The sequence below is a fragment of the Thermodesulfobacterium geofontis OPF15 genome, assembly GCF_000215975.1.
Taxonomy (GTDB): Bacteria; Desulfobacterota; Thermodesulfobacteria; order Thermodesulfobacteriales; family Thermodesulfobacteriaceae; genus Thermodesulfobacterium; species Thermodesulfobacterium geofontis.
On record NC_015682.1, the window covers coordinates 317,349 to 342,253 of the forward strand.

General features: G+C 29.8%; 29 protein-coding genes and 2 pseudogenes. 30 read left to right on the plus strand and 1 reads right to left on the minus strand.

What is annotated here, in order from left to right; genetic code table 11:
• Positions 1-418 precede the first annotated feature (418 nt).
• From TOPB45_RS01680 to TOPB45_RS01805, 27 genes and pseudogenes are all read left to right on the plus strand, one after another.
• Entirely contained in the window at positions 419-901 is a 483-nt protein-coding gene (locus TOPB45_RS01680) for a hypothetical protein (protein ID WP_013909132.1), read from the plus strand.
• On the plus strand, positions 902-2,293 hold the full coding sequence (locus TOPB45_RS01685; protein WP_013909133.1) for a mannose-1-phosphate guanylyltransferase/mannose-6-phosphate isomerase: 1,392 nt from the start codon (positions 902-904) through the stop codon (positions 2,291-2,293). It abuts the gene before it with no gap.
• Positions 2,294-2,321: 28 nt separating this feature from the next.
• On the plus strand, positions 2,322-2,621 hold the full coding sequence (locus tag TOPB45_RS01690) for a nucleotidyltransferase domain-containing protein (protein WP_013909134.1): 300 nt from the start codon (positions 2,322-2,324) through the stop codon (positions 2,619-2,621).
• Entirely contained in the window at positions 2,621-2,917 is a 297-nt protein-coding gene (locus TOPB45_RS08970; RefSeq protein WP_013909135.1) for a hypothetical protein, read from the plus strand. The genes TOPB45_RS01690 and TOPB45_RS08970 overlap by 1 nt, the downstream gene beginning before the upstream one ends.
• Before the next feature lie 249 nt (positions 2,918-3,166).
• On the plus strand, positions 3,167-4,093 hold the full coding sequence (locus TOPB45_RS01700; protein WP_013909136.1) for an ATP-binding protein: 927 nt from the start codon (positions 3,167-3,169) through the stop codon (positions 4,091-4,093).
• Positions 4,094-4,203: 110 nt separating this feature from the next.
• Positions 4,204-4,338, plus strand: coding sequence for a DUF2281 domain-containing protein (locus TOPB45_RS08975; protein WP_201763799.1), 135 nt, complete (start codon positions 4,204-4,206; stop codon positions 4,336-4,338).
• 137 nt (positions 4,339-4,475) lie between these two features.
• The gene (locus TOPB45_RS01710; protein WP_013909137.1) at positions 4,476-4,676 is read left to right on the plus strand and encodes a hypothetical protein; all 201 of its coding nucleotides are present in this window, start codon (positions 4,476-4,478) and stop codon (positions 4,674-4,676) included.
• A gap of 67 nt (positions 4,677-4,743) precedes the next feature.
• The gene (locus TOPB45_RS01715) at positions 4,744-5,001 is read left to right on the plus strand and encodes a type II toxin-antitoxin system PemK/MazF family toxin (RefSeq protein ID WP_049774809.1); all 258 of its coding nucleotides are present in this window, start codon (positions 4,744-4,746) and stop codon (positions 4,999-5,001) included.
• A gap of 19 nt (positions 5,002-5,020) precedes the next feature.
• On the plus strand, positions 5,021-6,346 hold the full coding sequence (locus tag TOPB45_RS01720) for a lipid II flippase MurJ (protein WP_013909138.1): 1,326 nt from the start codon (positions 5,021-5,023) through the stop codon (positions 6,344-6,346).
• A gap of 235 nt (positions 6,347-6,581) precedes the next feature.
• Complete coding sequence (locus tag TOPB45_RS01725; protein WP_236608019.1) at positions 6,582-7,466, plus strand: ATP-binding protein; 885 nt, start codon at positions 6,582-6,584, stop codon at positions 7,464-7,466.
• Positions 7,467-7,576: 110 nt separating this feature from the next.
• A complete protein-coding gene (locus TOPB45_RS08725; RefSeq protein WP_013909140.1) occupies positions 7,577-7,729 on the plus strand; it encodes a DUF2281 domain-containing protein in 153 nt (50 codons plus the stop codon).
• 676 nt (positions 7,730-8,405) lie between these two features.
• Complete coding sequence (locus tag TOPB45_RS01730) at positions 8,406-8,606, plus strand: hypothetical protein (RefSeq protein ID WP_013909141.1); 201 nt, start codon at positions 8,406-8,408, stop codon at positions 8,604-8,606.
• Between the two features lie 132 nt (positions 8,607-8,738).
• Positions 8,739-9,020 carry a PIN domain-containing protein gene (locus TOPB45_RS01735; RefSeq protein ID WP_408033204.1) on the plus strand — a complete coding sequence of 94 codons (282 nt, stop codon included), beginning with the start codon at positions 8,739-8,741 and terminating at the stop codon, positions 9,018-9,020.
• Positions 9,021-9,385: 365 nt separating this feature from the next.
• Positions 9,386-9,607 (plus strand): DUF2281 domain-containing protein, encoded by a 222-nt coding sequence (locus TOPB45_RS01740; protein WP_013909142.1) that lies wholly within the window; start codon positions 9,386-9,388, stop codon positions 9,605-9,607.
• A complete protein-coding gene (locus TOPB45_RS01745) occupies positions 9,604-10,029 on the plus strand; it encodes a PIN domain-containing protein (RefSeq protein ID WP_013909143.1) in 426 nt (141 codons plus the stop codon). Before TOPB45_RS01740 ends, TOPB45_RS01745 begins: the two co-directional genes overlap by 4 nt.
• Complete coding sequence (locus tag TOPB45_RS01750) at positions 10,026-11,330, plus strand: flippase (protein ID WP_013909144.1); 1,305 nt, start codon at positions 10,026-10,028, stop codon at positions 11,328-11,330. The genes TOPB45_RS01745 and TOPB45_RS01750 overlap by 4 nt, the downstream gene beginning before the upstream one ends.
• Positions 11,327-12,049: a class I SAM-dependent methyltransferase gene (locus tag TOPB45_RS01755; protein WP_013909145.1), complete on the plus strand. Its 723-nt coding sequence runs from the start codon at positions 11,327-11,329 to the stop codon at positions 12,047-12,049. Before TOPB45_RS01750 ends, TOPB45_RS01755 begins: the two co-directional genes overlap by 4 nt.
• Complete coding sequence (gene glf / locus TOPB45_RS01760; RefSeq protein ID WP_013909146.1) at positions 12,042-13,190, plus strand: UDP-galactopyranose mutase; 1,149 nt, start codon at positions 12,042-12,044, stop codon at positions 13,188-13,190. The genes TOPB45_RS01755 and glf overlap by 8 nt, the downstream gene beginning before the upstream one ends.
• Positions 13,187-14,221, plus strand: coding sequence for a glycosyltransferase family 2 protein (locus TOPB45_RS01765; protein WP_013909147.1), 1,035 nt, complete (start codon positions 13,187-13,189; stop codon positions 14,219-14,221). Before glf ends, TOPB45_RS01765 begins: the two co-directional genes overlap by 4 nt.
• A gap of 200 nt (positions 14,222-14,421) precedes the next feature.
• The gene (locus tag TOPB45_RS01770; RefSeq protein ID WP_013909148.1) at positions 14,422-15,306 is read left to right on the plus strand and encodes a glycosyltransferase family 2 protein; all 885 of its coding nucleotides are present in this window, start codon (positions 14,422-14,424) and stop codon (positions 15,304-15,306) included.
• Positions 15,293-16,132 carry a glycosyltransferase family 2 protein gene (locus TOPB45_RS01775; protein ID WP_013909149.1) on the plus strand — a complete coding sequence of 280 codons (840 nt, stop codon included), beginning with the start codon at positions 15,293-15,295 and terminating at the stop codon, positions 16,130-16,132. Before TOPB45_RS01770 ends, TOPB45_RS01775 begins: the two co-directional genes overlap by 14 nt.
• Before the next feature lie 85 nt (positions 16,133-16,217).
• Positions 16,218-16,430, plus strand: a pseudogene (locus TOPB45_RS01780) (sugar phosphate nucleotidyltransferase); the annotation flags it as partial.
• Between the two features lie 416 nt (positions 16,431-16,846).
• A complete protein-coding gene (locus tag TOPB45_RS08950; RefSeq protein WP_041430308.1) occupies positions 16,847-17,158 on the plus strand; it encodes a hypothetical protein in 312 nt (103 codons plus the stop codon).
• 15 nt (positions 17,159-17,173) lie between these two features.
• Positions 17,174-17,878 (plus strand): annotated as a pseudogene (locus tag TOPB45_RS01790) (class I SAM-dependent methyltransferase); the annotation flags it as partial.
• Positions 17,879-17,973: 95 nt separating this feature from the next.
• Positions 17,974-18,987 carry a glycosyltransferase gene (locus tag TOPB45_RS01795; protein WP_013909151.1) on the plus strand — a complete coding sequence of 338 codons (1,014 nt, stop codon included), beginning with the start codon at positions 17,974-17,976 and terminating at the stop codon, positions 18,985-18,987.
• Position 18,988: 1 nt separating this feature from the next.
• Positions 18,989-20,173 carry a glycosyltransferase family 4 protein gene (locus tag TOPB45_RS01800; protein WP_013909152.1) on the plus strand — a complete coding sequence of 395 codons (1,185 nt, stop codon included), beginning with the start codon at positions 18,989-18,991 and terminating at the stop codon, positions 20,171-20,173.
• A gap of 109 nt (positions 20,174-20,282) precedes the next feature.
• Positions 20,283-21,266: a glycosyltransferase family 2 protein gene (locus tag TOPB45_RS01805; protein WP_013909153.1), complete on the plus strand. Its 984-nt coding sequence runs from the start codon at positions 20,283-20,285 to the stop codon at positions 21,264-21,266.
• Between the two features lie 484 nt (positions 21,267-21,750).
• Here the strand turns inward: TOPB45_RS01805 and TOPB45_RS08860 are convergent, their stop codons facing one another.
• Positions 21,751-21,939, minus strand: a complete 189-nt coding sequence (locus TOPB45_RS08860; protein WP_144011475.1) for a hypothetical protein — start codon at positions 21,937-21,939, stop codon at positions 21,751-21,753.
• Positions 21,940-21,991: 52 nt separating this feature from the next.
• On the opposite strand from TOPB45_RS08860, the gene TOPB45_RS08865 reads away from it, so the two are divergent.
• The 3 genes from TOPB45_RS08865 to TOPB45_RS01820 are packed head-to-tail and all read left to right on the plus strand — an operon-like array spanning position 21,992 to position 24,876.
• Positions 21,992-22,552, plus strand: coding sequence for a hypothetical protein (locus TOPB45_RS08865; RefSeq protein WP_144011476.1), 561 nt, complete (start codon positions 21,992-21,994; stop codon positions 22,550-22,552).
• Positions 22,542-23,804, plus strand: a complete 1,263-nt coding sequence (locus tag TOPB45_RS01815) for a glycosyltransferase (RefSeq protein WP_013909155.1) — start codon at positions 22,542-22,544, stop codon at positions 23,802-23,804. Before TOPB45_RS08865 ends, TOPB45_RS01815 begins: the two co-directional genes overlap by 11 nt.
• Positions 23,767-24,876, plus strand: coding sequence for a glycosyltransferase (locus TOPB45_RS01820; protein ID WP_013909156.1), 1,110 nt, complete (start codon positions 23,767-23,769; stop codon positions 24,874-24,876). Before TOPB45_RS01815 ends, TOPB45_RS01820 begins: the two co-directional genes overlap by 38 nt.
• The last annotated feature ends 29 nt before the right edge of the window (positions 24,877-24,905 follow it).

The window sequence follows — 24,905 nt, forward strand, 5'->3', positions numbered from 1 at the left end:
GATTTTGGAGCCATTTCTGAATCCGTCTTCAACGCTTTTTAAAATTCTTATCTCGAATTAGTCGCACAAATTTTTATTACCACAAATTTTTATTACTTTGCTTAAATTTTGAAACATGTCCTTTATACTTATTATTATTAAGTTACATAAAATTATAACATAAAATTTTTTATGGGCTAATTTTACAAACTCATTTATGGATGTTGATTAAATTAGGGTATTAAAAATTTCTTGAAAAATAAATTTTATAGTTAAACTGTGAAGAACTTAAAGGAAGTTTTGGGATGGCTTGATCAAGCTTTGGCTGACATAAAAACAGCTAAAGATTGTCAGGTTATACTCCTGACGTACTCTCTTCTTCTCTTGACAAATCTAACTCTTCTCTTGACAAATCTAACAGGTATTTTATTCTTTCCTTATGCAGGAATTTTCTGAGGAACAATTAAAGCAGATTATACTTTCTCTTCTTCCTGAGGTTTTATCTCAATATCTTCAAGAGAAGGAAAAAGAATTAAAGGCTATTTCTTTGCTTGAGAGGCTTATTAGGGTGGAAGAGGAGCTTAAGGCTCTGAGAGAAGAGATGAAAGTAAGATTTGAGGCAAATGACAAGAGGTTCGAATCTTTGCTTAGGGAGATGAATGCAAGGTTTGAGGCTGTATTAGCTGAGCAGAGGGCTTTAAGAGAGGAGATGAATGCAAGGTTTGAAGCTATTGATAATAGATTTGAAGCTTTGCAAAGGGAGATGAATGCAAGGTTTGAGGCAATGGATAAAAGATTTGAGGCTATGGATAAGAGATTTGAGGCTTTAGAAAGGCGTTTTAATTTTATGCAGTGGTTAATAGTAGTAGGGTTTTCTTTTCTTGCTATTCTTATAACTTTATTTGGGTTTTTAAAAGGGTAGATGAAAGTTTTAATTCTTGCTGGTGGTTCAGGAACAAGGCTTTGGCCTGCATCAAGAGAAACTTACCCTAAGCAATTTTTGAAACTTAATGGCAAAAAATCCCTCCTTCAGCAAACAATTGAAAGGATTTTAAAAATTTCATCTCCTGAAGACATTATCTTACTTACTAATGAGCAGTATAAATTTCATGTGCTTGCAGAGTTAAACGAGATTTCTGAAAACCTTACCGATAAAATTCTTCTTGAGCCAGCAAGAAGAAACACCGCCCCTGCTATAGCCCTTGGAATAAAATATTGTTTAGAAAGGCTTAGTGTTGAGCCTTCTGAAGTTTTATTCGTTTGCCCCTCGGACCACATTATAAAGCCGGTAGAAAAATTTATTGAATATGTGAGGTTAGCTGAAAAGGTAGCAAAACAAGGTTATCTTATAACTTTTGGGATTAAGCCCCTATATCCAGAAACAGGTTATGGCTACATTAAAATCACTGGTGAAGATCGGGGAGGCTATTATCCAGTTGAGAGATTTACCGAAAAACCAAACCTTGAAACCGTAAAAAGATTCTTAAGCGAAGGAAACTACTTTTGGAATTCAGGAATGTTTGCCTTTACTATCGAAACCATGATAGAAGAGCTAAAGCTTTATGCTCCAGAAATTTATCAACTTTTTAATCATCCTTTAGAGGCTATGATAGCAAACTTTCATAAGATGCCGGATATTTCAATTGATTATGCTGTTATGGAAAAATCAAAAAAGGTTGTTGCCATTCCGATGGACATTTATTGGAGTGACATAGGCTCTTGGGATAGTCTTTATGACGTGTTAGAAAAGGATGAGAAAGGAAATGTCATCTTGGGTAATGTTTTAACTAAGGAGACAGAGGGTTCATTGATAATAGGGAATAAAAGGCTTATAGCAACGATTGATTTAAAAGATCTTATCATAGTAGAAACCGATGATGCTATTCTTATTGCTAAAAAGGGGTCGGCTCAAAAAGTTAAGCATATAGTAGAGGAGCTTAAAGCCTGGAATCGTGTTGAGGCTTTAGAGCATAAGACGGTTTATCGTCCTTGGGGTGAGTATACTGTTCTTGAGGAAGGTCCAAGGTATAAAATAAAAAGGATAGTTGTTAAACCAGGGGCAAAGTTAAGTCTTCAGATGCATTACCATCGGAGTGAGCATTGGGTGGTGGTGAAAGGAACTGCCAAGGTAACGATTGGGGATAAAGTAATGTATGTTCATGAGAACGAATCAGCCTATGTGCCAAAGTCAACCCCACATAGACTTGAAAACCCAGGAAAAGTCCCACTTGAAATCATAGAGGTTCAAAACGGAGAATATTTAGGAGAGGACGACATCGTGAGATTTGATGATGAATATGGGAGAGGATCATAAGAAAGTATTGTAAACATTGTGGATTAAAATGAGTTTATCAAAAGTAAGACTATCTACTGAAGAAATAGAAGCTATAAAAAGAATTATAAGGCAATACGACGAAGATGCTCAAGTTTTTTTGTTTGGTAGTCGTACCGACCCTGAAAAAAAGGGCGGTGATATTGACCTAATTGTAATTTCCCAAAAGATAGATGATGTTTTAAGAAGAAAGATTAAAGTAGATTTATTTTTGGCTTTAGGTGATCGGAAGATAGATCTTATTGTGACAGATAATCCATATAAAGATTTATTTACTAAAATAATGATAGAATCTGGAATTAAGCTATAATGAAGTCTTTGCGAAGAGAAGAATTAATAACTTTATTTTGTGAAGATTTAAAAAGGCTGATAAAAAATAAAGAATGGTTAGAAAAATCTTATTATAAAGCATTGAATATAGATTTAAATAATCTAAAAGAGGAAGACTATGAGAAATTGGAAACTTTATGCAATAGATTTGGTAGAACGATTGATATGCTAATAAATAAAATTCTAAGAGGCTTAGATTTAATTGAACTCGAAGATATTTCAAGAAAACTTGATATTGTAATTAGAGCGGAAAAAAAGAGGACCTTCTCTGCTTAATTTATTCTTTTTTTAAGCTATTTAGTATTATATTTTGCTCAAAAAAATAGTCAGTTCTTTTAATTTCTCAAAATAATAAATAAAAAAATTCTCGGGTATATTTAAAACTTGACTTTCAAAATTCTCGGGCTAAAATAAAAATATGCTCATCATTAAAAGGGACCTATTTGAAGAAATTAAAAACCATCTTTCTGCAAAGGAGATTTCTTTGATTATTGGTCCGAGGCAGGTTGGTAAAACAACCTAAACTTGCCTTACAAATTTATTGTTTCTGGCTCAGGCAGTTTAGATTTAAAAGAGAAAATCCATGAGTCTTTAGTTGGCAGAAAAAGAGTGTTTGAATTATACCCGGTCTCTTTCAAGGAATTTGTTAATTTTAAAACTAATTATCGCTACGAAGAGAGCCTTGAAGAATTTTTTGAGGTTGAAAAAGTAAAAACTGAGAGTTTGCTTAATGAATATTTAAATTTTGGAGGCTATCCAAGGGTCGTTCTTGAAGAAAAGCTTAGTGAAAAAGTAAGAATAATTGATGAAATTTATCGTAGCTATTTGGATAAGGATGTATCTTATTTGATTAAATCAGAAAAGGTTGATGTTTATAGTTCATTAATAAAACTTTTAGCTGGTCAAATTGGTAGACTAATTAATTATTCAGAATTGTCTTCAACCTTAGGAATATCCCTTCAGACTCTTAAAAACTATTTATGGTATGCAGAAAAAACTTTTATTATTCATAGATTGACTCCTTATTTTAGAAATGTTAGAAAAGAAATTACTAAATCACCTGTCATATATTTCTATGATTTAGGTTTAAGGAATTATGCTTTAGGTTTTTTTGGTAAAGTAGAGTTTTCACCTGATATAGGGTTTCTTTTCAAAAATTTTGTTTTTAATATAATAAAAGAAAAATTTAGATTTACAGGAGCAAGTGTTCATTTCTGGAGAACAAAAGATAAAGCAGAGGTTGATTTTGTAATTAATTTTGGCAAAGAGGTTATACCAATAGAAGCAAAATATAAAAAACTAAAGGAGCCAACGGTCGAAAGGTCGTTAAGGAGCTTTATTGAGAAATATCACCCTAAGGAAGCATGGGTAATTAACTTAGCTTTAGAATATGAAGTGAAAATAGATAAAACTATCGTAAAATTTTTACCCTTTTATAGACTTTTGATGTGAGCAAGAACTAAATATGTCACCCGTCCCTGTCACTTTGACCAATTTTAGTTGTGATGCTAAAATCGTTATTAGATAAAGAAAAGAAAATATAAATTTTAGGGTATATAGAGATGCAAGAGAGAAAAAGGCTTGAGGATATTATAAAAGAATTGCCTGAAGACTTGAGAAAAGAGCTTGAGGACTTTGCCCAATTTTTATGGGAGAAGAAATTTAAGCAAGGTCCCAAACAAAAAAGTTACATTTAACATGGGCAGGTGGGCTTAAGGAGTATCGTGATAGATTTACATCTTTAGAGTTACAAAAGCAAGCATTTCCAAGCTTTAGTTTTTGTGTTAAAATTAGTTCAAATCCAAGACATACTTAATAAATAGGAGATAAAGCTATGAATAGATTCGAAACAAAGTTAGAGAAAGAGTTGCAAGAAATAAAAACTTTACTTTTAGAATTATTGGAACGTGATGAACGGTCTAAATCTGAAAACGAAATAAGAGGTATAATGAAATTATTTGAAATTTCAATGAAAGATTTCTTTGAAGATGAAGTTTTATATTCAATTTCTGATATGAAAAAGCTTTACAAATGAAAGGCAAAATAATACTTGTACCATTTCCATTCACAGATTTAACCTTAACTAAATTGAGACAGCTTTAGTGATTCATGAAAGTGAGAATGATGTAATTCTGGCATTTATCACGTCAAAAATACCAACAAAGATTTCTGACACAGATGTTTTATTAACAAAAGAACACCCTTCTTTTGAGAAGACAGGATTAAAAACGGATTCTTTGATTAAGCTTGATAAAGTTGTTACAGTATTAAAAGATTTAATAGTTGGAGAAATAGGCGAAATCGATGATACTCTTAAAGATGAAATAAATGCAAAACTTCAGAAAATTTTCAAATTGTAAAACCATTAGAAATCTCTAAATGAACAAAATTGATACAAACATTTTGGCACCTCTGAAAAATCTGTTAAACCTTAGTAGCAAGCCTGAAGCTATAAGGCATGCCCTTATAAGGTCTTCTTTTCTCAATCTTCTTGCAAGAGGAGCTGGATATCTAAAACATTTAGCTATTGCTATTCTTCTTGGCTTTAGCTATAAGACTGATGCAGTATTTATGGCTTTATCTTTGCTTGGAATTTTTCTTCTTTTTGCCGATGTATTTGATTCAATAGGAGTTCCAAACTTAGTTTCTGCAAGATTAAACGGAGAAGAAGATTTTAAAAGTTTATCTGCACTTTTACTTACTTTTACTCTAATTTTGTCTTTTTCAATTTTAGTTTTTTCAATTATACTTTATCCAATTTTAAAACACATCCCTATAGGTTTTAGCAAAGAAGCAAAGGATTACTTAAGTATATCCTATTTTCTTCTTCTTCCATATTTATTTTTAAACTTTATCTTTCATCATTTTGGAGCAGTTTTAAGAAGCCTTCGCAGATTTACAGAGTATTTTGTGGGGGAATTAATTTTTTCTGTTTCAAGTTTTATCTTTACAGCTTTAGGTCTTTATTTTTTTCGCGATTTTAGGGTAATTCCTATTTCTTTTTCTATTTCTCAAGTTTTGGCAACTTTATTTTTACTTTTGAGAGCAAAGGAATTTATTCATTTAAAATTTTATCTTGATGAAAGAGCTCATTTAATTTTGAAGCATTTTTTCTATCTTTCAGCTTTGTATGGAGTTTTTCATTTATACATTTTTGTTGATAGAGCTTTTGCATCTTTGACAGGTGAGAAAGGAATTTCAGCCTTAACCTATGGTTTAATGGTTGTAACAGTGCCTAAAAATATAGTTAAGCTTGAGCACATGGCTATAACTGCTTTATCTGAAGTAAAGGCGTCTATGGGGAAAATTAATCTTTATATAAAATATTCATTTTTGATAAGTCTTCCTTTCATGATAGGTTTTTTTATTTTAGCAAACTTTTTAATTTCTTTCTTTTTTGGTTATGGGAAATTTAGTTTAGTAGATGTTGAATTAACAGCAGAAGCAACAAAATATTATGCTCTAAGCCTTGCCTTTATGTTTATCTGGCCTATTCTTTACCGAGCTTCTCAAGTGCTAAACTTACTAAAACCTGTTTTTTTCATTGCCATCCTTGGCATCCTTGCCAATGCACTTTTTAATTATCTTTTCGTAGTAGTCTATAATCTTGGGATTAAAGGGATCTGTCTTGCAACCTTTTTCGCTTATTTTATACTTTGTTTTTTAGGCTATTTAGTATTATATTTTGCTCAAAAAAATAGTTAATTCCCTTAAATTTTCAAATAATAAATAAAAATTTCTCGGATAGATTTTAAACTTGACTTTTAAAATTCTCGGTCTAAAATGAAAGCATGCATATCATTAAAAGGGAGCTATTTGAAGAAATTAAAAATCATCTTTCTGCAAAGGAGATTTCTTTGATTATTGGTCCGAGGCAGGTTGGTAAAACAACCTAAACTTGCCTTACAAATTCATTGTTTCTGGCTCGGGTAGTTTAGATTTGAAAGAAAAAATTCATGAGTCTTTAGTTGGCAGAAAAAGAGTGTTTGAACTATACCCAATTTCTTTTAAGGAATTTGTTAATTTTAAAACTAATTATCGCTACGAAGAGAGTCTTGAAGAATTTTTTGAGGTTGAAAAGGTAAAAACTGAGAGTTTGCTCAATGAATATTTAAATTTTGGAGGCTATCCAAGGGTCGTTCTTGAAGAAAAGCTTAGTGAAAAAGTAAGAATAATTGATGAAATTTATCGTAGCTATTTGGATAAGGATGTATCTTATTTGATTAAATCAGAAAAGGTTGATGTTTATAGTTCATTAATAAAACTTTTAGCTGGTCAAATTGGTAGACTAATTAATTATTCAGAATTGTCTTCAACCTTAGGAATATCCCTTCAGACTCTTAAAAACTATTTATGGTATGCAGAAAAAACTTTTATTATTCATAGATTGACTCCTTATTTTAGAAATGTTAGAAAAGAAATTACTAAATCACCTGTCATATATTTCTATGATTTAGGTTTAAGGAATTATGCTTTAGGTTTTTTTGGTAAAGTAGAGTTTTCACCTGATATAGGGTTTCTTTTCAAAAATTTTGTTTTTAATATAATAAAAGAAAAATTTAGATTTACAGGAGCAAGTGTTCATTTCTGGAGAACAAAAGATAAAGCAGAGGTTGATTTTGTAATTAATTTTGGCAAAGAGGTTATACCAATAGAAGCAAAATATAAAAAACTAAAGGAGCCAACGGTCGAAAGGTCGTTAAGGAGCTTTATTGAGAAATATCACCCTAAGGAAGCATGGGTAATTAACTTAGCTTTAGAATATGAAGTGAAAATAGATAAAACTATCGTAAAATTTTTACCCTTTTATAGACTTTTGATGTGAGCAAGAACTAAATATGTCACCCGTCCCTGTCACTTTGACCAATTTTAGTTGTGATGCTAAAATCGTTATTAGATAAAGAAAAGAAAATATAAATTTTAGGGTATATAGAGATGCAAGAGAGAAAAAGGCTTGAGGATATTATAAAAGAATTGCCTGAAGACTTAAGAAAAGAGCTTGAGGACTTTGCCCGTTTTTTATGTGTTTTTTCTAATTTTACTGATAAGTTTACCTCTGTTGAATTACAGCATAAAATATTTCAATAGGATTTTTTTCTAAACAATGAAAATTAAGTTTGTCGAACATGCTAAGGAAAGAATGAAGGAAAGGGGACTTCTGAGGAAGAAGTGAAAACAGTTTTATTATTGGGGATTGAGATTTCTGCAAAGAAAGGTAGAAAAGCAAAAGAGATGGTTTTTGAATATGAGAAGAAATGGCTTGGGAGAATATATCCTTAAAAGAAAGTAGTGGTAATATATATTGAAGAAGATGATGAAATCGTTGTTATTACAGTAAAAGTTTTTTATGGAAAGTGGAGGTAAATAATGAGAATTACTTATGACCCAAAATATGATCTCCTTTATATTAAATTGGGAAAAGCTAAAAAGTTTTTTGTAAAGAGGTAGATGAGGATATAACCTTTGATGTTGATGAGTCTGGGAAATTGATAGGGATAGAAATCCTTTCCGCATCTGAACATATAGATTTTAAATTTTTATTTCCTGTTGAAATTACTAAAGAAACTTTAAAAAAGAGAAGACAAATTGATAAAAAGAAATAATCTTACCTTAGATTTTAAAAAGTTAAGTTGTAGAGGAGGCAATAAAGATGCAGGAGAGAAAAAGGCTTGAGGATATTATAAAAGAATTACCAGAAGACTTGAGAAAAGAGCTGAGGACTTTGCTGATAAGTTCAACAATTATTTAAAGAAGGAGGAAGACAATGTCAATATTAATTATTAAGAAAGAGATGAAGATAGATGATAAAATTTTAACCATTGAACTCCCTGAAGAATTCAAAGGTCAAGAAGTTGAAATAACAATTAGATTAAAAGAAAGTATAGAAAAGGAAATTTTAGCAGATCAAATTAAAGTTGATACAACTAAATGGAAGTTTAATAGAGAAGAAATGTATGCCAGATAAAGTATTTATAGATACAAATATTTTAATTTATGCATATTCAACAATGAGCTTAACAAAAGAAATATAACTTTTACTATTTTAGAATCTTACAGTATTGTAATTAGTGTTCAAGTTATAAATGAATTTATTTGGATAATGAATAGAAAATTTAATATTAACTACGATAAATTAGAAGTTTTAGTAGATAGATTTTGGGAAAAGTTTGAAGTTTCTTTGATAAACAAATTTTCCATTGAGAAAGCTTTAAAAATAGCTCAGGATTATAAGTATTCCTACTGGGATAGTCTTATAATTGCTTCTGCATTAGAAAATGAATGCTCGATACTTTTTACCGAGGATATGCAAGATGGTCAAGTAATAGAAGGCAGATTAAGAATAAAGAATCCTTATGTATCTCCTTTGCCCAGGCCTTAGCAACTATTCTAAGCTTTGGTTTTTGTGGTAAAATTAGTTCAAATCCAAGACATACTTGATAAAAAGGAGATAAAGTTATGAAGAGATTTGAAACAAAGTTTGAGAAGGAGTTAAAAGAAAAAAACTTTGCTTTTAGAATTGTTGGAACGTGATGAACGATCTAAAGCTGAAAATGAAATAAGAGGTATAATGAAGTTATTTGAAATTTCAATGAAAGATTTTTTTTGAGGATGAAGTTTTATATTAAATTTCCTTGCCCATTTCCATTTACAGATTTAACTTTAACTAAATTAAGACTAGCCTTAGTTATTTAAATAATCTTGCCTTAGATTTTAAAAAGTTAAGTTCTAAAGGAGGATATAGAGATGCAAGAGAGAAAAAGGCTTGAAGATATTATAAAAGAATTGCCAGAAGACTTAAGAAAAGAGCTTGAAGACTTCGCCCGTTTTTTATGGGAGAAGAGAAGAAAAAAAATTAAAGAAAAACCTAAATTTGATTGGGCTGGTGCTCTTTCTGATTTTGCTGATAAGTTTACCTCTGTTGAATTACAGCATAAAATATCAGACTGGCGGATTGATGAAAAATGAAAGTTTTAATAGATACAAACATTATTCTGGAAATTCTTTTGAATCAAGAAAGAGCTAATGAAGCAAGAAAGTTACTAGAAAATTCAGATAATTTTGCTTTTTTTCTATCTGATTTTTCGCTCCATTCAATAGGAATTTTATTATTTCGAACAAAGAGGCATTATAGTTTTTATCAGTTTTTAAAAGATATGATTTTTAGTGAAATATTGTCTATACTTTCGCTATCCTGTGAAGATATGAACAGAGTTATTGAAGTATCTACACGTTTTGACCTTAATTTTGATGATGCCTATCAATATGTAGTAGCAGAGAAATATGGTTTAACTATTATTAGTTTTGATTCAGATTTCAATAAAACAGAGCTTGGCAGAAAAACCCCAAATGAGGTTTTAGAGGAATTGAACTTATTAAGACAAAAATGAACAAAATTGATACAAACATTTTGGCACCTTTGAAAAATCTTTTAGCTACTGAAACAAGAAGAAGGCTTTTTGAGAATTTCCTATCCTTATCCTTTTTACAGGTTGCAAACTATATTTTCCCGCTTATAACCCTTCCTTATCTTGTAAGGGTTTTAGGACCCGAGAAATTTGGGCTTATCTCCTTTGCCCAGGCTTTTATCGGATATTTTGTGATTTTAACCGATTATGGCTTTAACCTTTCCGCAACAAGGGAAATAGCTATTTATAGGGAAGATAAAGAGAAGGTTTCAGAAATTTTTAGCTCCGTGATGGTTATAAAATTCTTCCTTTTCTTTCTTTCCTTAGGTATAATGTCTGCCATAATATTTACATTTGAAAAATTTCGGCAAGATTGGGAGATATATTACTTGACTTTTGGCATGGTTTTAGGACAAGTCCTTTTTCCTGTTTGGTTCTTTCAGGGAATGGAAAGGATGAAGTATATTACTTTTTTAAACATCTTAGCCAAGCTTATTTTTACAATTGCTATTTTTGCATTCGTAAGAAAAGTGGAAGATTATTTATACGTTCCGCTTTTAAATTCCTTAGGATTTATAGTTGCGGGTGTTTTAGGTTTATGGATTGTGTTTAAGGATTTTGGGATAGGGTTTAGAATGCCAAGTTGGGAGGGAATAAAACATCAACTAAAAGAAGGATGGTATATATTTATCTCAACTGTGGCTATAAGTTTGTATACAATATCTAACACATTCATTTTAGGATTATTTACAAATAATACTATCGTTGGATATTATTCTGCTGCTGAAAAAATTATAAAAGCTATTCAAGGATTATTAGGTCCTATTTCGCAAACTATTTATCCACATGTAAGTAAGCTAATGTATGAATCAAAAGAATGTGGTATAAAATTCTTAAGAAAGGTTACGCTTTTAATAGGTAGTTTTAGCTTTGTTTTATCTTTAATTATATTCATATTTGCTGATTTAATTGTGAGAATAGTTTTAGGATCTCAATATACAGAATCTGTAATTGTTTTAAGAATTTTAGCGTTTTTACCCTTTATTATTGGATTGAGCAATATTTTTGCAGTACAAGGGCTAATAGCATATGGAAAATTAGAAATTATCCCTAAAATAACATTAGCTGGAGCCATTTCAAACATATTTATTGCTTTATTATTAGTAAATTTACTGCAAGCTGTTGGAGTAGCTATATCAGTTTTAATTGCAGAAGCAGTAGTTACTTTTATATCCTTTTATTATTTTAAAAGAGTTATAATAGACCGGAGGGTTATATCATGAAATATTTCAAAAATTTTATAAAGAACAAAATTTATCAATTATTTAATCACATTCTAGATTCAGATGCTAAAAATGTAGACCGAGAACTTCAAAGAAGGGCTTTAAAATCAACTGTTGATTTTATTTTAACTGAAAAAAGATTGTTAAAAACTAAGATCTTTACAAATAGATTTGAACTTTTAAAATATGCAATTGCTGAAATTACTATAGATGGCTTTATAATTGAATTCGGTGTATATAAAGGAGAAACAATAAATTATATAGCTAGTTTATTACCAAATAAACAAATTTATGGATTTGATAGTTTTGAAGGCTTACCAGAAACATGGAGATATAATTTTTATAAAGGTACATTTAAAATTGATACTTTACCAAAAACAAGGAATAATGTAATTTTAATCAAGGGGTGGTTTGAAGATACCTTACCGATTTTTATTGAAAAGATTGGTAATTCTCCTATTAGTTTTATACATGTTGACTGCGATTTGTATTCGTCTACAAAAACAATTTTTCATTATTTAAAAAATAATATAGTACCAGGTACTGTAATTGTTTTTGATGAGTTTTTTAATTATCCTGGGTGGGAAGAGGGGGAATTCAAAGCTTTTTACGAATTTGTTGAGGAATGTGATGTTGCTTTTGAATGGCTTGGATTTGTAATTAACAATGAGCAGGTTGCTTTAAAAATTACTAGAATTGGAGGGAATAAAATTGTTTAACCATATCGTTGTTGGTTCAGGTTTTGCAGGAAGCGTGATTGCCGAACGGATAGCAAATGTATTAAATCAAAAAGTTTTAATTATTGAAAAAAGAAACCATATCGGTGGAAACTGCTATGATTATAGAGATGAAAACAATATAATAGTGCATAAATATGGACCTCATCTTTTTCATACAGATTATAAAGAGGTATTTGATTATCTATCAAACTTTACAGATTGGCATATATATCATCATAAAGTCTTAGCGTTTGTGGATGGAAAAAAGGTACCGCTACCATTTAACCTTAACAGCATTTATGAGGTTTTCCCACAAGAATTGGCTAAAAGGTTAGAAGTAAGACTCATTGAAAAATATGGCTATGGAACTAAAATTCCTATTCTTGAACTTCTAAAAGAAGAAGATCAAGATTTAAAGTTTTTGGCAAACTATGTATATGAAAAAATTTATAAAAATTACACCATGAAACAATGGGGGCTAAAGCCCGAAGAAATTAGCCCTCAGGTAACAGCAAGAGTTCCCATTTACGTTAGCAGGGATAATAGATATTTCACTGATAGATATCAGGTGATCCCTAAGGACGGATATACTAAAATTTTTGAGCGAATGCTAAATCATCCAAACATAAAAATAATGCTAAATACGGATTTCAAAGAGGTAATTTCTATAGATTTTGAAAGAAAGAAAATTTATTTCTTAGGACAAGAGTTTAAGGGTAAATTGATCTTTACAGGTATGATAGATGAGCTATTTAATTTTAAATATGGGATCCTTCCTTATAGAAGTTTAGATTTCAAGTTTGAAGCGATAGAGCAAGAATATTATCAGGAGGCACCAGTAATTAACTATCCAAACGATTATGAATTTACAAGGATAACCGAGTTCAAGCATATTCATCCTGTAAAGTCAGAAAAAACTACTATTTTAAAAGAGTACCCAAAAGCCTATAGTTCTAATACAGATATTCCATGCTATCCTTTATTGACAAAAGAATCAGAAGAGCTTTACTATCGATATAAAGAGGAAGCAGAGAAGTTTAAAAATTTAATTCTTGTAGGTAGACTTGCGGAATATAGATATTATGACATGGACGATGTTGTAAAAAGAGCATTAGAGGTGTTTGAGGAAAGGATAAGATGAGTGATAAAGTTTGTGCAGTAGTAGTAACCTATAACAGAAAAAATTTATTACTTGAATGTTTAAAAGCGCTTAGAAAACAGACAAGACCTATACAGGGGCTTTATTTGATAGATAATGCTTCAACCGATGGGACTCCAGAGTTATTATTGGAGAAAGGTTATATTACTGAGTTGCCCCCTCAAAATATAGAAGAACCATGGGAAAAAGAGTTTATTATACAAAATTTAACAGATGGGGAAGAAATAAAATTATATTATGTTAGAATGCATGAAAATACAGGTGGTGCAGGCGGATTTTATGAAGGAGTTAAGAGAGGGTATGAGAAAGGATACGATTGGTTGTGGTTGATGGATGATGATGCAGAACCAAAAGAGGATGCATTGGAGAGTTTGAGCATCTACTTTAAGAATAGTAATATTGTAGGCTTAGCTGGTTCAGTTTTGTTACCAAATAGGACTATAGCAATCTATCATAGAGGGAAGATAAATTTTAAAAAAGTTTTTCCTTTAATTCAAATTCCATTACAATTACAAGAATACCAAAAACAAACGGTCGAAATCGACATGGCATCATTTGTAGGTTTATTAGTAAGAAGAAATGCAATTGAAAAAATAGGTTTTCCTAAAAAAGATTTTTACATTCATCATGATGACATAGAGTACTGTATACGTCTAAGAAGTATAGGAAAAATCTTGCTTGTTCCTAAGAGTATAATATTTCATAAAAAAGCTTCCAAAACAGAAGTAGAAAAATTTTTTTTAGGAAGAAGAAAACTAAGAAAAAACTTTAGCGAATATTGGCTTACCTATTATGGTATTAGAAATCTTGTGTGGTTAGGTAAAAGATATTCTAAAAGTAAAACTTTATTTTATTATCAAATGTTTAAATTTTTGTTAAGACAAATATTAGGAATAATTTTACTTGATGATAATAAATTAAAAAGAATTAAATTTATCATAAATGCTTATATAGATGGATTACAAGGAAAATTTGACAACAAAAAACCAAAAAGATTGCTATACGAAAAATGAACCTCAAAAATTTATAGAAGATTTAAAGAAAATTTTTATAAAAGTTGAAAAATGACTTATCCAAAAGTTTATATAATACTTTTAAATTACAATAACTGGACAGATACGATAGAGTGCTTAAATTTTTATTTTATTTGCTATAAAAATCAACAGGCTTGTTAGATTTGTCAATTTGATAAACCTATATAAGGTTAAATTAAATGAGTAAAGTATTTGGTATTATTGTAACTTATAAGCCTAATATGGAAATTTTAGAAAAATGTATCGAAAGTTTAGCAAATCAGTTAAACAAATTAATTATTGTAGATAATACTCCTGGTAGATGTGAAATGCTTGAGAGTTTCAAAAAAATCTCAAATATTGAAATTATATATTTGAATGATAACTATGGAATAGCTTATGCGCAAAATGTAGGGATAAAAAGGGCATTAGAAGAAGGGGCAGATTATGTATTGCTTTCTGACCAGGATACGATTTATCCTTTAGATTATGTTGAAAAAATGCTTGAATGTTTTAAAGAAGATAAAGTGGCGGCAGCAGGACCTCTTTTTTATTCAATAAATGAAAGAAAAATTCATCCATTTATCAAGAAAGGTTTTTTAGGTTTTAAAAAGATATACCCCAAAAATGGGAAACATGAGGTATTCCAAATAATATCTTCGGGTATGATAATAAAAACAGAGTTTTTGCCTAATGTTGGTTCAATGTGTGAACAATTATTTATAGATTGGATTGATTTAGAATGGTGTTGGAGAGCTATAAAAAAGGGTTATAAAATAATAGGAAATGCTGATGTTATAATTAATCATAGATTAGGAAATACTTCTAAGTCTATATTGTATAGATCAATAACTTTAAGAAATCCATTGCGCCATTATTATATTACAAGAAATGCTTTTTATCTTGCACTTAAATCCAATAGTTTAGATTTTTTGCATAAACTTACTTTATTTTTTAAATCTTTTAAATATATTATAGGTTTTACTTTGTTTTCCAAACCTCATTTTTTAAATTTCATATATACCCTCAAAGGCTTCTATCACGGAATTATTGGTAAATTAGGAAAACTTGATGAAAAACATTAATGTATCAATCGTTCTTTTTAAAAATGATAAGAATTTAGTTGAAAAAGCAATTTATTCTTGTATAAATTCAACTTTAATTAACAAGCTTTATCTAATTGATAATTCGTCAACAGACGCATTGAGTTGTTTAGCAAATCTTGATAGCAGAATAATATACATTTTTAATAATGCTAACCTTGGTTATGGGAAGGCTCACAATATAGCACTTAGAAAATCAATTGAAGAAAATATTCCATACCATCTTGTCTTAAATCCTGATGTCTACTTTGAAAGCGGGGTTTTAGAAGAGCTTTACAATTTTATGGAGGCAAATAAAGATGTTGGAATAGTTATGCCGAAGGTTTTGTATCCTGATGGAAATATTCAGTACTTATGCAAACTTTTACCTACGCCCTTAGATTTATTTGGAAGAAGATTTTTAAATTTTGGTCCTTTCAAAAAAATTATAGATAAAAGAAATGAAATATATGAGCTTAGATTTACTGGGTATGATAAAATTATGGAAGTTCCTTATTTATCTGGATGTTTTATGTTCATAAGGACTGAAGTCCTTAAAAAAGTAGGACTTTTTGATGAAAGATTTTTTATGTATCTTGAAGATACTGATTTATCTCGTAGAATACATAGGGTTGCTAAAACAGTTTATTATCCCTATGTTCATGTTTATCATGAATATGGTAAAGGATCTTACAAAAACTTAAAACTTCTCTATTATCATATCAAAAGTGCCATTAAATATTTTAATAAATACGGCTGGTTTTTCGATAAGGAAAGGAAAGAGATAAATAAGAGAATTTTAAAAAAGTTAGGTTGGTACAACCCTTAGATATTTGGAGAAATCATAATAGTTTGATATAATAAAGAAAATTTTTATAAAGGAAATTTTAAGGAGTGAGGACATGAACTCTCAAATTAAAGCGGTTATACTTGCTGGTGGCTCTGGAACAAGGCTTTATCCGGTTACTCAGGTGGTAAATAAGCATCTTCTTCCTATCTACAATAAACCTATGATCTATTATCCCCTCTCTTTAGCTATGCTTTTAAAAATTAGAGACATAGCCTTAGTTGTTAATCCTCAGGATAGGGAGAGCTTTGAAAAGCTCTTGAAGGATGGTTCGCATTTGATATGAATAATATCTTATATTTTTCAGTAGGAGCCAAGGAGGTCGTCGGCTGAAGGTTAATCCTAAAGGTTTAAGCCACGGGTTGGGCTTTTTTCTTTGCCTATGCAGTGCCATACTCAGAGTGCTCCAGAGAGGAAGCTTGGAAAATTTTTAGGCAACTGCTTAATAGGTTTCTCCCGGTGTTATAAAACAAAAAAACATGTAGGGGCGAGTGGCTGCTCGCCCTTTAAAAACAAAACATTGGGCGCCCAACCGGGCGCCCCTACGATTGGTTTTTAAGGCAAACGCCGTTTGCCCTGCTTTCCACCCTGCGCCCCGAGCCGTCAGGTGAGGGGTCTCGCCTTTTCCGTGTTGCAAACTTTATTTTTCCCGTTTATAATTCTTAAACTGAATGTTGCCTTTTAAGGGGAAAACCTATGCCACCCATGCTCACTTGCCCAATTTGCGGAACTGGGGTAGAAGCAGGCTCTTTCAAAGAGGTTTATGTCTCCCCTTACAACAAAAAGGAATACAAACGCTATGAGTGTCCAAACTGCGATGTCCATTGGTGGGAGCTACTAAAGATAATCTCGGAATTTTATGAAAGTGAGGTTTTTGAATCCTATATTGCATTCCATGAAGGCGTAGGAACAAGGCTTAATGAAAACCACAAAGCTTTTTTTAAATACTTTTCTTCCAATGTAAGAAGTAAGCTTTTAGATGTAGGCTGTGGAGACGGAAGATTTTAAAGACATGTTAAAGAACAAGGCTTTAAAGTATGGGGAATAGATTTTGATAAAAAATCTGTAGAGAATGTAAAAAGAAACCTTGGTATTGACACCGTTTTTGCTATGGGCTTGGAAGAGTTTTATGAATATGCTAAGGAGAAAAACTTAAAGTTTGATGTAATCATCTTTTTTGAGGTTTTAGAATATCAGGACAAACCAAGGGAATTTCTGGAAATGGTAAAAGGGCTTTTGAGGGAAGGAGGATACATAGCGGGAAGCGTGCTAAATAGGGAGCGTTTATTCGTAGAGATAGATTGGAAATATTATATAGATAATCCCCCTCATCACTTTTTAAGATTTTCAAAGTCCTCCCTTGAAAAAGCTTTGAATTTTGCTGGGTTTAAAGATATTGAAGTTTATAAATTAGACATTCCTTTCATAGAACTTTTTCCCTATCTTGAAAAAAAGCTTTTTGGAAACTTGGACAAGCTTAAAATAAAGCTAAAAGGTATGGTGCTTGGGGATGAAAGAAAGGCAAGAGTTTATGTGGTAGAGGATCTTATGGAAGTTAGACCGAGTAAAGGTAAAGTCTACATACTTATGATGCTTAAGTTAATCAGGAATGCTATACTTTTGCCCTTTGCTTTGAGGTATGTTGGAAGGTTGAAAGAGAATGAACTTTATTTATATTTTCAAGCTAAATATAACTTAGGGAAAGTTAGTTATATTTCCTTCTTATAATAGCTTTAAATAAAAAATGACTTATCGAAAAGTTTATATAATACTTTTAAACTACAACAAGTGAACTGATACAATAGAGTGTTTGGAAAATAAATATGCAAAGTAGGGTATTTGTTGTAACGGTAACATACGGGAATAGGTTTCACTTACTAAAACAAGTTATAGACGCAGCTTTAAAGGAAGGTGTATATAAAATAATAGTTGTTGACAACAATTCAGCCCCAGAAAGTAGAGAAAAGCTAAGGGAATACGAAAAAGAACTTGGTAGTCAAAAAATTAAAGTTCTTTATCTTGATGATAATTATGGTTCTGCTGGTGGATTTAAAAGAGGATTGGAAGAAGCATATAACGATCCGGAGTGTGAATTTATATGGCTTTTAGATGATGATAATAAACCTCTGGAAGGGGCATTGAAAATACTATTGGATTTTTGGAATTCTTTTAAAATAGAGAATAAAGAAGAGAAAATTGCACTTTTATCGTATCGTTTTAAAAAAGAACAGGTTGCCAAAAAATCAATAATTTATAATAAGCCAGAGATGGTAATTGGATTAAAAAATAGCTTCTTAGGATTTCATATAAAAGAATTTCCAAAAAAAATTCTTAGATATTTAAAAAGAAGATTTTTAGAAAAAAATAATACCTCAAAAGAAGAAGATTATGGATTTGGAAGTGTACCTGTTGCACCCTATGGAGGTTTATTTATACACAAAAATATCATAAATAAAATCGGTTATCCAAATGAAAATTTTTATTTATATGCTGATGACCATGAATGGACATATAGGATAACTAAAAATGGAGGGAAAATTTACTTAATACTGAATAGCAAAGTTGATGATATAGAATTATCATGGCATGTTCCAAAGGAAATCAAAGAAACATCATTTTCAATAATTTCAAAAGGCAATCCTTTTAGAGTGTATTATAGTATTAGAAATAGAGTTTATTTTGAAATAAATAATTTAGTAAACAGCAAAATAATATATGAGATTAATGTTTTTACGTATTTGCTTTTAATTAGTCTTTCAAGCACTAAAAATTTAAAAATAATTATAAAAGCAATAAAAGACGGATTTAAAGGAAACCTTGGAAAGAGAGAGATTTAAAATGAGAATACTATTTATAAATGTTTTATATGAACCTTACATAGGTGGTGGAGCAGAAATTACTTTAAAGCAGCTTGTCAAAGGAAATCAAATTTTAGGTCATGAAGTAAAAGTTTTAACTTTTTGGGATAAAGATGATAAGGAAGAAGTTATAGACGGGATTCCCGTTTATAGAGCTAAGATACCTAATCTCTATTTACCATATGGGAAGATGAGGCAACCTTTTTTTAAAAGAGTGTTGTGGCATATTTTTGATATTTATAACCCTTTAGCAAAAAAAATTGTTTTAAAGCAAATTAAAGAATTTAAACCAGACTTAGTTAGTATACACAATACCCAAGGGTGGTCTTGTTCTATATGGGATGCTGTAATAGAAACAAGCATACCAACTATACAAGTTCTTCATGACTTATATCTTTTATGTCCAAGAAATATGTTTAAAGATAATGTTGTTTGTAAAAAGCGATGTTTAGTATGTAAATTAATGAGATTCCCATACAAACAAAAATCAAATAAATTAAAAGCTGTTGCCGGGATAAGTAATTTTATCTTAAATCATTATTTAAGTTATGGATATTTTCAAGAGGTCCCTATAAAAAAAGTAATACATAATTCACGAAATTTAGACACTAAAATAAATAAGAAAATAGATCGAAATTACATAAACTTTGGGTTTATTGGAACTTTAGCACCAAATAAAGGAATAGAAGTTTTACTAAAAGCTTACCATAAAATTAAAAAACCAAATTATAGGTTGTTTGTAGCTGGATCAGGTAAGGAAGATTATGAAAAATATTTAAAATCTAAATATAAAGATAATTCAATTATTTTTATGGGAAAGGTTAATCCTAAGGATTTTTTTGAAAGAGTTGATGTTACTATTGTTCCAAGTATTTGGTATGAAAATTTTCCTGGAGTGATAGTAGAATCTTTTGCGTTTGGTGTTCCAGTTATAGGAAGTAATATTGGTGGTATTCCAGAGATGATTTTAGAAGGGGTAAATGGTATGCTTTTTAATCCGTACAATGAAAATGAATTAATCGATAAAATGTTAAGATTTGAAACTGAAATTGAGCATTGGAGAAGTAAATCTGATACTATTAAACAAAGTGCTTTGAAATTTTTAGATTACAATGGATGGGTAAGAAAATGGGAAGAGTTGTATTTAAATGTTTTAAAAGATTAGGATTTAAAAATAAAGATAACGGTTTTTGGTATATATTCATACCCATTTTATTCATGCTTTTTATTTTTCACCCTCCAAAAAACGGTTAAAGAAAACAGACTTTGAAGAAATGTATCAAGTTATTGTAGTAGATAATAACTCACCAAATAATTTTATAGGATACTTAAAAGCTTGGGCAAAGGGGAAGCTTGATGTTTGGGTTAATTCCAATAATCCTTTAAGAAATTTGTCCTTTCCTCCAGTTCCAAAACCAATACCTTATATTTACTACACAAGAGAAGAGGCTAAAAAAGGTGGGAGTCCTGAGCTAGAGGAAGAATTAAAAAATAAAATGCCTAAAGATATAACTTCAAAGTATCCTATGGTGTTTATACAAAGTGGTGGTAACTTAGGCTTTGCAGGTGGTAATAATGTTGGAATTAGGTATGCCTTGGCAAAAAATGACTTTGATGGTGTTATTCTTTTAAATAATGATACAGTGATAAAGAGGGATACTATTTCAAATTTGGTTAATGCACGATTGGAATTTGGAGAGCAGGCAATATATGGTGGAAGAATTTATTATTATTCTGATCCAGACAGAATATGGTATGATGGAGGGAGATTTAATGAGTGGATAGGAAGGACAACGCATTTAAATATGAGAAAACTAAAAACTGAGGTGAAAAATAATCAGGCTATAAAAGAAGTAAATTTTATTACTTTTTGCTATGTTTTAATTCCAAAATTCATTTTAGACAAAATTGGTTTACTCGATAAGTCTTATTTTATGTATGCAGAAGATTTAGATTATTCTTATAAGGTATGGAAGTCTGGATACAAATTATATCATGTAGTTAATTCAGAAATTTGGCATAAAGTTGGTGCAAGCTCAGGAGAGGAGGAAATAAGCGAGTTTTCAGCGTATCGGATGATGCGTAGTAGGGTCAGATTTATAATATCAAGACTTCCGTATGCCCAAAAAATAGCTTCAATATATTTTTTAATAATAACCAGACCTATCCGCTTTTTATTTTTTTATATAAGGAGAGCTAAATATATAATAAATGCTCAAATAAAAGGACTTATGGATGGTTTTAAAAAATTAAAATGAAAAATCAACCTTTATACTCATTCATATTTTTTTTGTTATGTATCGCAATGATATTCACTGACTTACCTATTTATGAAAAAACAGTAACTCATAGTTTAATGATATTTTTTGCTCCTTTAATTTTTGTGTCCATTTTAGTTGCAAAAAATTTTAAAGCGCTGCTAACAAAAAATTTAAAGCTTTTTATCCTATATATAATCATTTCGTTTGTGATTTCATTATTTTTGCTTTATTTTTCAATCTTAATAAAAGGGGAATTTTACGCATATAACAAAAATCTACTTATAAAACATTTTGAAGCTTTTATTTCTCTTTCTCTGCTCCATTTTATGGTGTACTTCTTATTAATATTAGTTTTCAATAATTTAACTCCTAAATTACTAAAAAATTTTGTTTTTCTATTTTTCCTATTTTTAACGCTTGTTGGACTTATCGAATATTTAGATTCAGGGAAATTAAATATGTTTCATTCCAAACCGAAAGATTATGAAAGATTGAGATTATTTACAGCTGAACCATCGCATTGCGTTTTATTATATCTAACATTTAGTTTGCTAAGTTTGTTTTTTGCTGAAAATATTTCTTTGAAAATTTTTATATCAATTTTATCGGGAATAATTTTTATTCTAATAAACTCTAAAGGAGGTTTCATTACTCTTTTTTTAGTATCCATTATTTTATTTTTAAAGAAGATTAAGAATATAAAATATGCTATTCTTCTTTTATTGATATTACTAATAGCATCTTATCTTTTAGTGAAGTTTTCTCTTCCTTCTCTTTACATAGATATAAATAATTTCTCGTCTTTCTCAACAAGATTTTCTTCTTTAATTTCCGTAATCATAATTTTATTCAAGTATCCTTTAGGCTTAGGCTATGGAAGTTACCTTTTATATTATCCTAAAATTCTTGATCAAAGCTATGAAATTGCAAATACTCTATTTACAAATTTATTTGGTATTCCTCTTTCGTATGCTGAAATTTCAGATATGATATCCACAGGGGAAAACATAGGAGCAAAAGCTGGAATACCACAAGCTGTAATGCTTAGTGGATGGGTTGGAGTAATATTTTGGTTAATAATTTTTAGGAATAGTTTGAAGTATATAAAAAAACTTGACATAAATACTTCAAAGAAAATTATACTTGAAATTTTAATTTTATACATATTTATTCAACTTTTAATAGGTTCAGATTACACATTACTTTATGTTATTTGGCTTCCCATCGCTTTTATTGAGGTAATGTATTACAAACAACAGAAGGCTATACGTAATGAAACCTAAACTTTTATTTTTAGCTCCTCAAAATCCATATCCACCAATAGATGGTGGTAAGATAAGTATTTATTATCCAGTAAAATATTTAAGTAAATTTTTTGAAATTTTCTTTATAACACCCGTTAAACAAATAGACAAGAAAGTAAACAGAGCGATAAAACATTTTGAGAATATGGGGGTTAAATATTTTCCTGTTGTAAAAAATACAGATGATAAAATTATAGATTTATTAAAGAATGTATTTAATAAAATTCCATTCAAATGGTATAAGTATTATTCTGATGAGATCTATAAATTATGCGTAAAGCTTATGATCAAGGAAAATATAAACTACAATTTTACGAGTGCTCCCCATATGGCTTTGTATGCTGTAAAATTAAAAAAATTTAATCCTAATTTAAAAATATACCTGCGCGAACATAATATTGAATTTTCTTTGGTAGAGCAATTTGTTAATTTAACAAAAAATCCAGTATATAAATTAATAGGTATATGGCAATTAAAGAAGTCAAGATTTTTAGAACAGAAATATTGGGAGTTGTTTGATAAAATTTTTTTTATTTCTGACCATGATTACGAAACAGCAAAAAGATTAAGACCAGACTTAGTAAGTAAATTTTATGTGCTATATGATGGATTTGAGATTAATAAGACTTGTGAAGGTAATGAGTATAGTAAAGCATTTATTATACCTACTAATATTACAACTATACAAAATCAAATAAGTGTAAAATGGTTTATAGAAAAAATTTGGATACCATCTTTTGATTATATTAAACAAAATAATCTTGTTCTTTCAATAACTAGCGGTTCAGAACGTAAATGGAAGAAAATTTTAGGTATTCATAATTTAGAACAATTTAATATAAGATTTTTGGGATTTATAGAAAATATTGATGAAGAATTATGTAAGCATAAATATGTAATATCTCCTACCATTATGGGAAGCGGATTAAGGTTGAAAATACTTCACGGTATGGCTTTAGGGAAAGTTGTTTTTGCTACAGGATATGATGTTAAAACTGTAAAAGTATTTAAAGATATGGATAATATCGTAGAATTTAATAATTCAATTGAATTTATAAAAAAAATAAAAATAATTGAAGAAAATCCCACTTTATTTAATACTTTGAGCAAAAATGCTGTTAAAACAATTCAAAAGTATTTTAATTGGAATTATTACGCAAAAATTATATTTAAAATTTCGTTGGAAGAAAACTATGAAAGTGCTCCATCTTGGCAAACTTTGTCCACCTAATGAAGGGGGTATAGAGGTTTTTTCTTTTGACCTACTTGAAGCTTTAAATAAAAAAGGCATAAAAGTGGATTTACTTTGTTTTGGTGAGGACACAAGAGAGGATAACTATAATAACTTTAAATATTTTGCTTGCAAGATGAATCTTAAGTTGAATTCTGCCCCTTTATCTTATGATTATATCAAAACTTATAGAAAAATAATTGAGCACTACGATATTATTCATGTGCATAGCCCGAATCCATTGGCTGAAATATTGACATTAATAACGGATAAAAAAATTATAATTCATTGGCACTCAGATATAGTAAGACAGAAAATTTCTTATTTTTTTTATAAACCTATTCAGCAAAAGGTTTTAAAAAAGGCAGATAAAATAATAGCAACTTCTCTTCAATATCTCGAAACATCCAAACAAATAAAAAGCTACAAAAATAAAGCAATAGTGATTCCTTTAGGGCTAAACCCAAAAAGGCTTAAGATTAACGAACAGGACTTAAGGGAATTTGATGGAATAAAAGAAAAGATAAACAATAAGAAGGTCGTTTTAGCTGTTGGGAGGCTTATAGAATACAAAGGTTTTGAATACCTCGTCGAGGCGAGCCAATTTTTAAAAGATGATACAGTTGTTCTTATAGCTGGTGGAGGTCCTTTGTATGGAACTTTAAAAGACAAAATTGAAAAATTAAACCTGAAGGATAAGGTCTTATTGCTTGGCAGAGTCAATAATGTATCGGTGTATATGAAAAATTGTGATCTATTTTGTCTACCCTCTATTAGTAGAAATGAAGCTTTCGGTTTGGTTTTAGTAGAAGCTTTATATTTTGGGAAACCTCTCGTTACAACAAATGTAGAAGGATCTGGAATGAATTATATAAATAAACATAACGAAACTGGATTGATTGTTCCTCCTAAAAATCCAAAAGCATTGGCAGAGGCTATAAATACAATTTTATCTGATGAAAAACTTTACGAAAAATTTTCAAAAAACGCTTTTGAAAGATTTAAAGAATTTGAAATTGATTCGGTAGCTGATAGAATAATAGAAGTTTATGAAATAGTTTTGAAAAAATAAAAACTTTAAATGGACTCATGAACTCTCAA

Coding starts and splice junctions, on each gene's coding strand:
- TOPB45_RS01680 (WP_013909132.1), top strand. CDS start 419: ATGCAGGAATTTTCTGAGGAACAATTAAAGCAGATTATACTTTCTCTT.
- TOPB45_RS01685 (WP_013909133.1), top strand. CDS start 902: ATGAAAGTTTTAATTCTTGCTGGTGGTTCAGGAACAAGGCTTTGGCCT.
- TOPB45_RS01690 (WP_013909134.1), top strand. CDS start 2,322: ATGAGTTTATCAAAAGTAAGACTATCTACTGAAGAAATAGAAGCTATA.
- TOPB45_RS08970 (WP_013909135.1), top strand. CDS start 2,621: ATGAAGTCTTTGCGAAGAGAAGAATTAATAACTTTATTTTGTGAAGAT.
- TOPB45_RS08975 (WP_201763799.1), top strand. CDS start 4,204: ATGCAAGAGAGAAAAAGGCTTGAGGATATTATAAAAGAATTGCCTGAA.
- TOPB45_RS01710 (WP_013909137.1), top strand. CDS start 4,476: ATGAATAGATTCGAAACAAAGTTAGAGAAAGAGTTGCAAGAAATAAAA.
- TOPB45_RS01720 (WP_013909138.1), top strand. CDS start 5,021: ATGAACAAAATTGATACAAACATTTTGGCACCTCTGAAAAATCTGTTA.
- TOPB45_RS08725 (WP_013909140.1), top strand. CDS start 7,577: ATGCAAGAGAGAAAAAGGCTTGAGGATATTATAAAAGAATTGCCTGAA.
- TOPB45_RS01730 (WP_013909141.1), top strand. CDS start 8,406: ATGTCAATATTAATTATTAAGAAAGAGATGAAGATAGATGATAAAATT.
- TOPB45_RS01740 (WP_013909142.1), top strand. CDS start 9,386: ATGCAAGAGAGAAAAAGGCTTGAAGATATTATAAAAGAATTGCCAGAA.
- TOPB45_RS01745 (WP_013909143.1), top strand. CDS start 9,604: ATGAAAGTTTTAATAGATACAAACATTATTCTGGAAATTCTTTTGAAT.
- TOPB45_RS01750 (WP_013909144.1), top strand. CDS start 10,026: ATGAACAAAATTGATACAAACATTTTGGCACCTTTGAAAAATCTTTTA.
- TOPB45_RS01755 (WP_013909145.1), top strand. CDS start 11,327: ATGAAATATTTCAAAAATTTTATAAAGAACAAAATTTATCAATTATTT.
- TOPB45_RS01765 (WP_013909147.1), top strand. CDS start 13,187: ATGAGTGATAAAGTTTGTGCAGTAGTAGTAACCTATAACAGAAAAAAT.
- TOPB45_RS01770 (WP_013909148.1), top strand. CDS start 14,422: ATGAGTAAAGTATTTGGTATTATTGTAACTTATAAGCCTAATATGGAA.
- TOPB45_RS01775 (WP_013909149.1), top strand. CDS start 15,293: ATGAAAAACATTAATGTATCAATCGTTCTTTTTAAAAATGATAAGAAT.
- TOPB45_RS08950 (WP_041430308.1), top strand. CDS start 16,847: ATGCCACCCATGCTCACTTGCCCAATTTGCGGAACTGGGGTAGAAGCA.
- TOPB45_RS01795 (WP_013909151.1), top strand. CDS start 17,974: ATGCAAAGTAGGGTATTTGTTGTAACGGTAACATACGGGAATAGGTTT.
- TOPB45_RS01800 (WP_013909152.1), top strand. CDS start 18,989: ATGAGAATACTATTTATAAATGTTTTATATGAACCTTACATAGGTGGT.
- TOPB45_RS01805 (WP_013909153.1), top strand. CDS start 20,283: ATGTATCAAGTTATTGTAGTAGATAATAACTCACCAAATAATTTTATA.
- TOPB45_RS08860 (WP_144011475.1), bottom strand. CDS start 21,939: ATGGATACTAAAAAAAGAGTAATGAAACCTCCTTTAGAGTTTATTAGA.
- TOPB45_RS01815 (WP_013909155.1), top strand. CDS start 22,542: ATGAAACCTAAACTTTTATTTTTAGCTCCTCAAAATCCATATCCACCA.
- TOPB45_RS01820 (WP_013909156.1), top strand. CDS start 23,767: ATGAAAGTGCTCCATCTTGGCAAACTTTGTCCACCTAATGAAGGGGGT.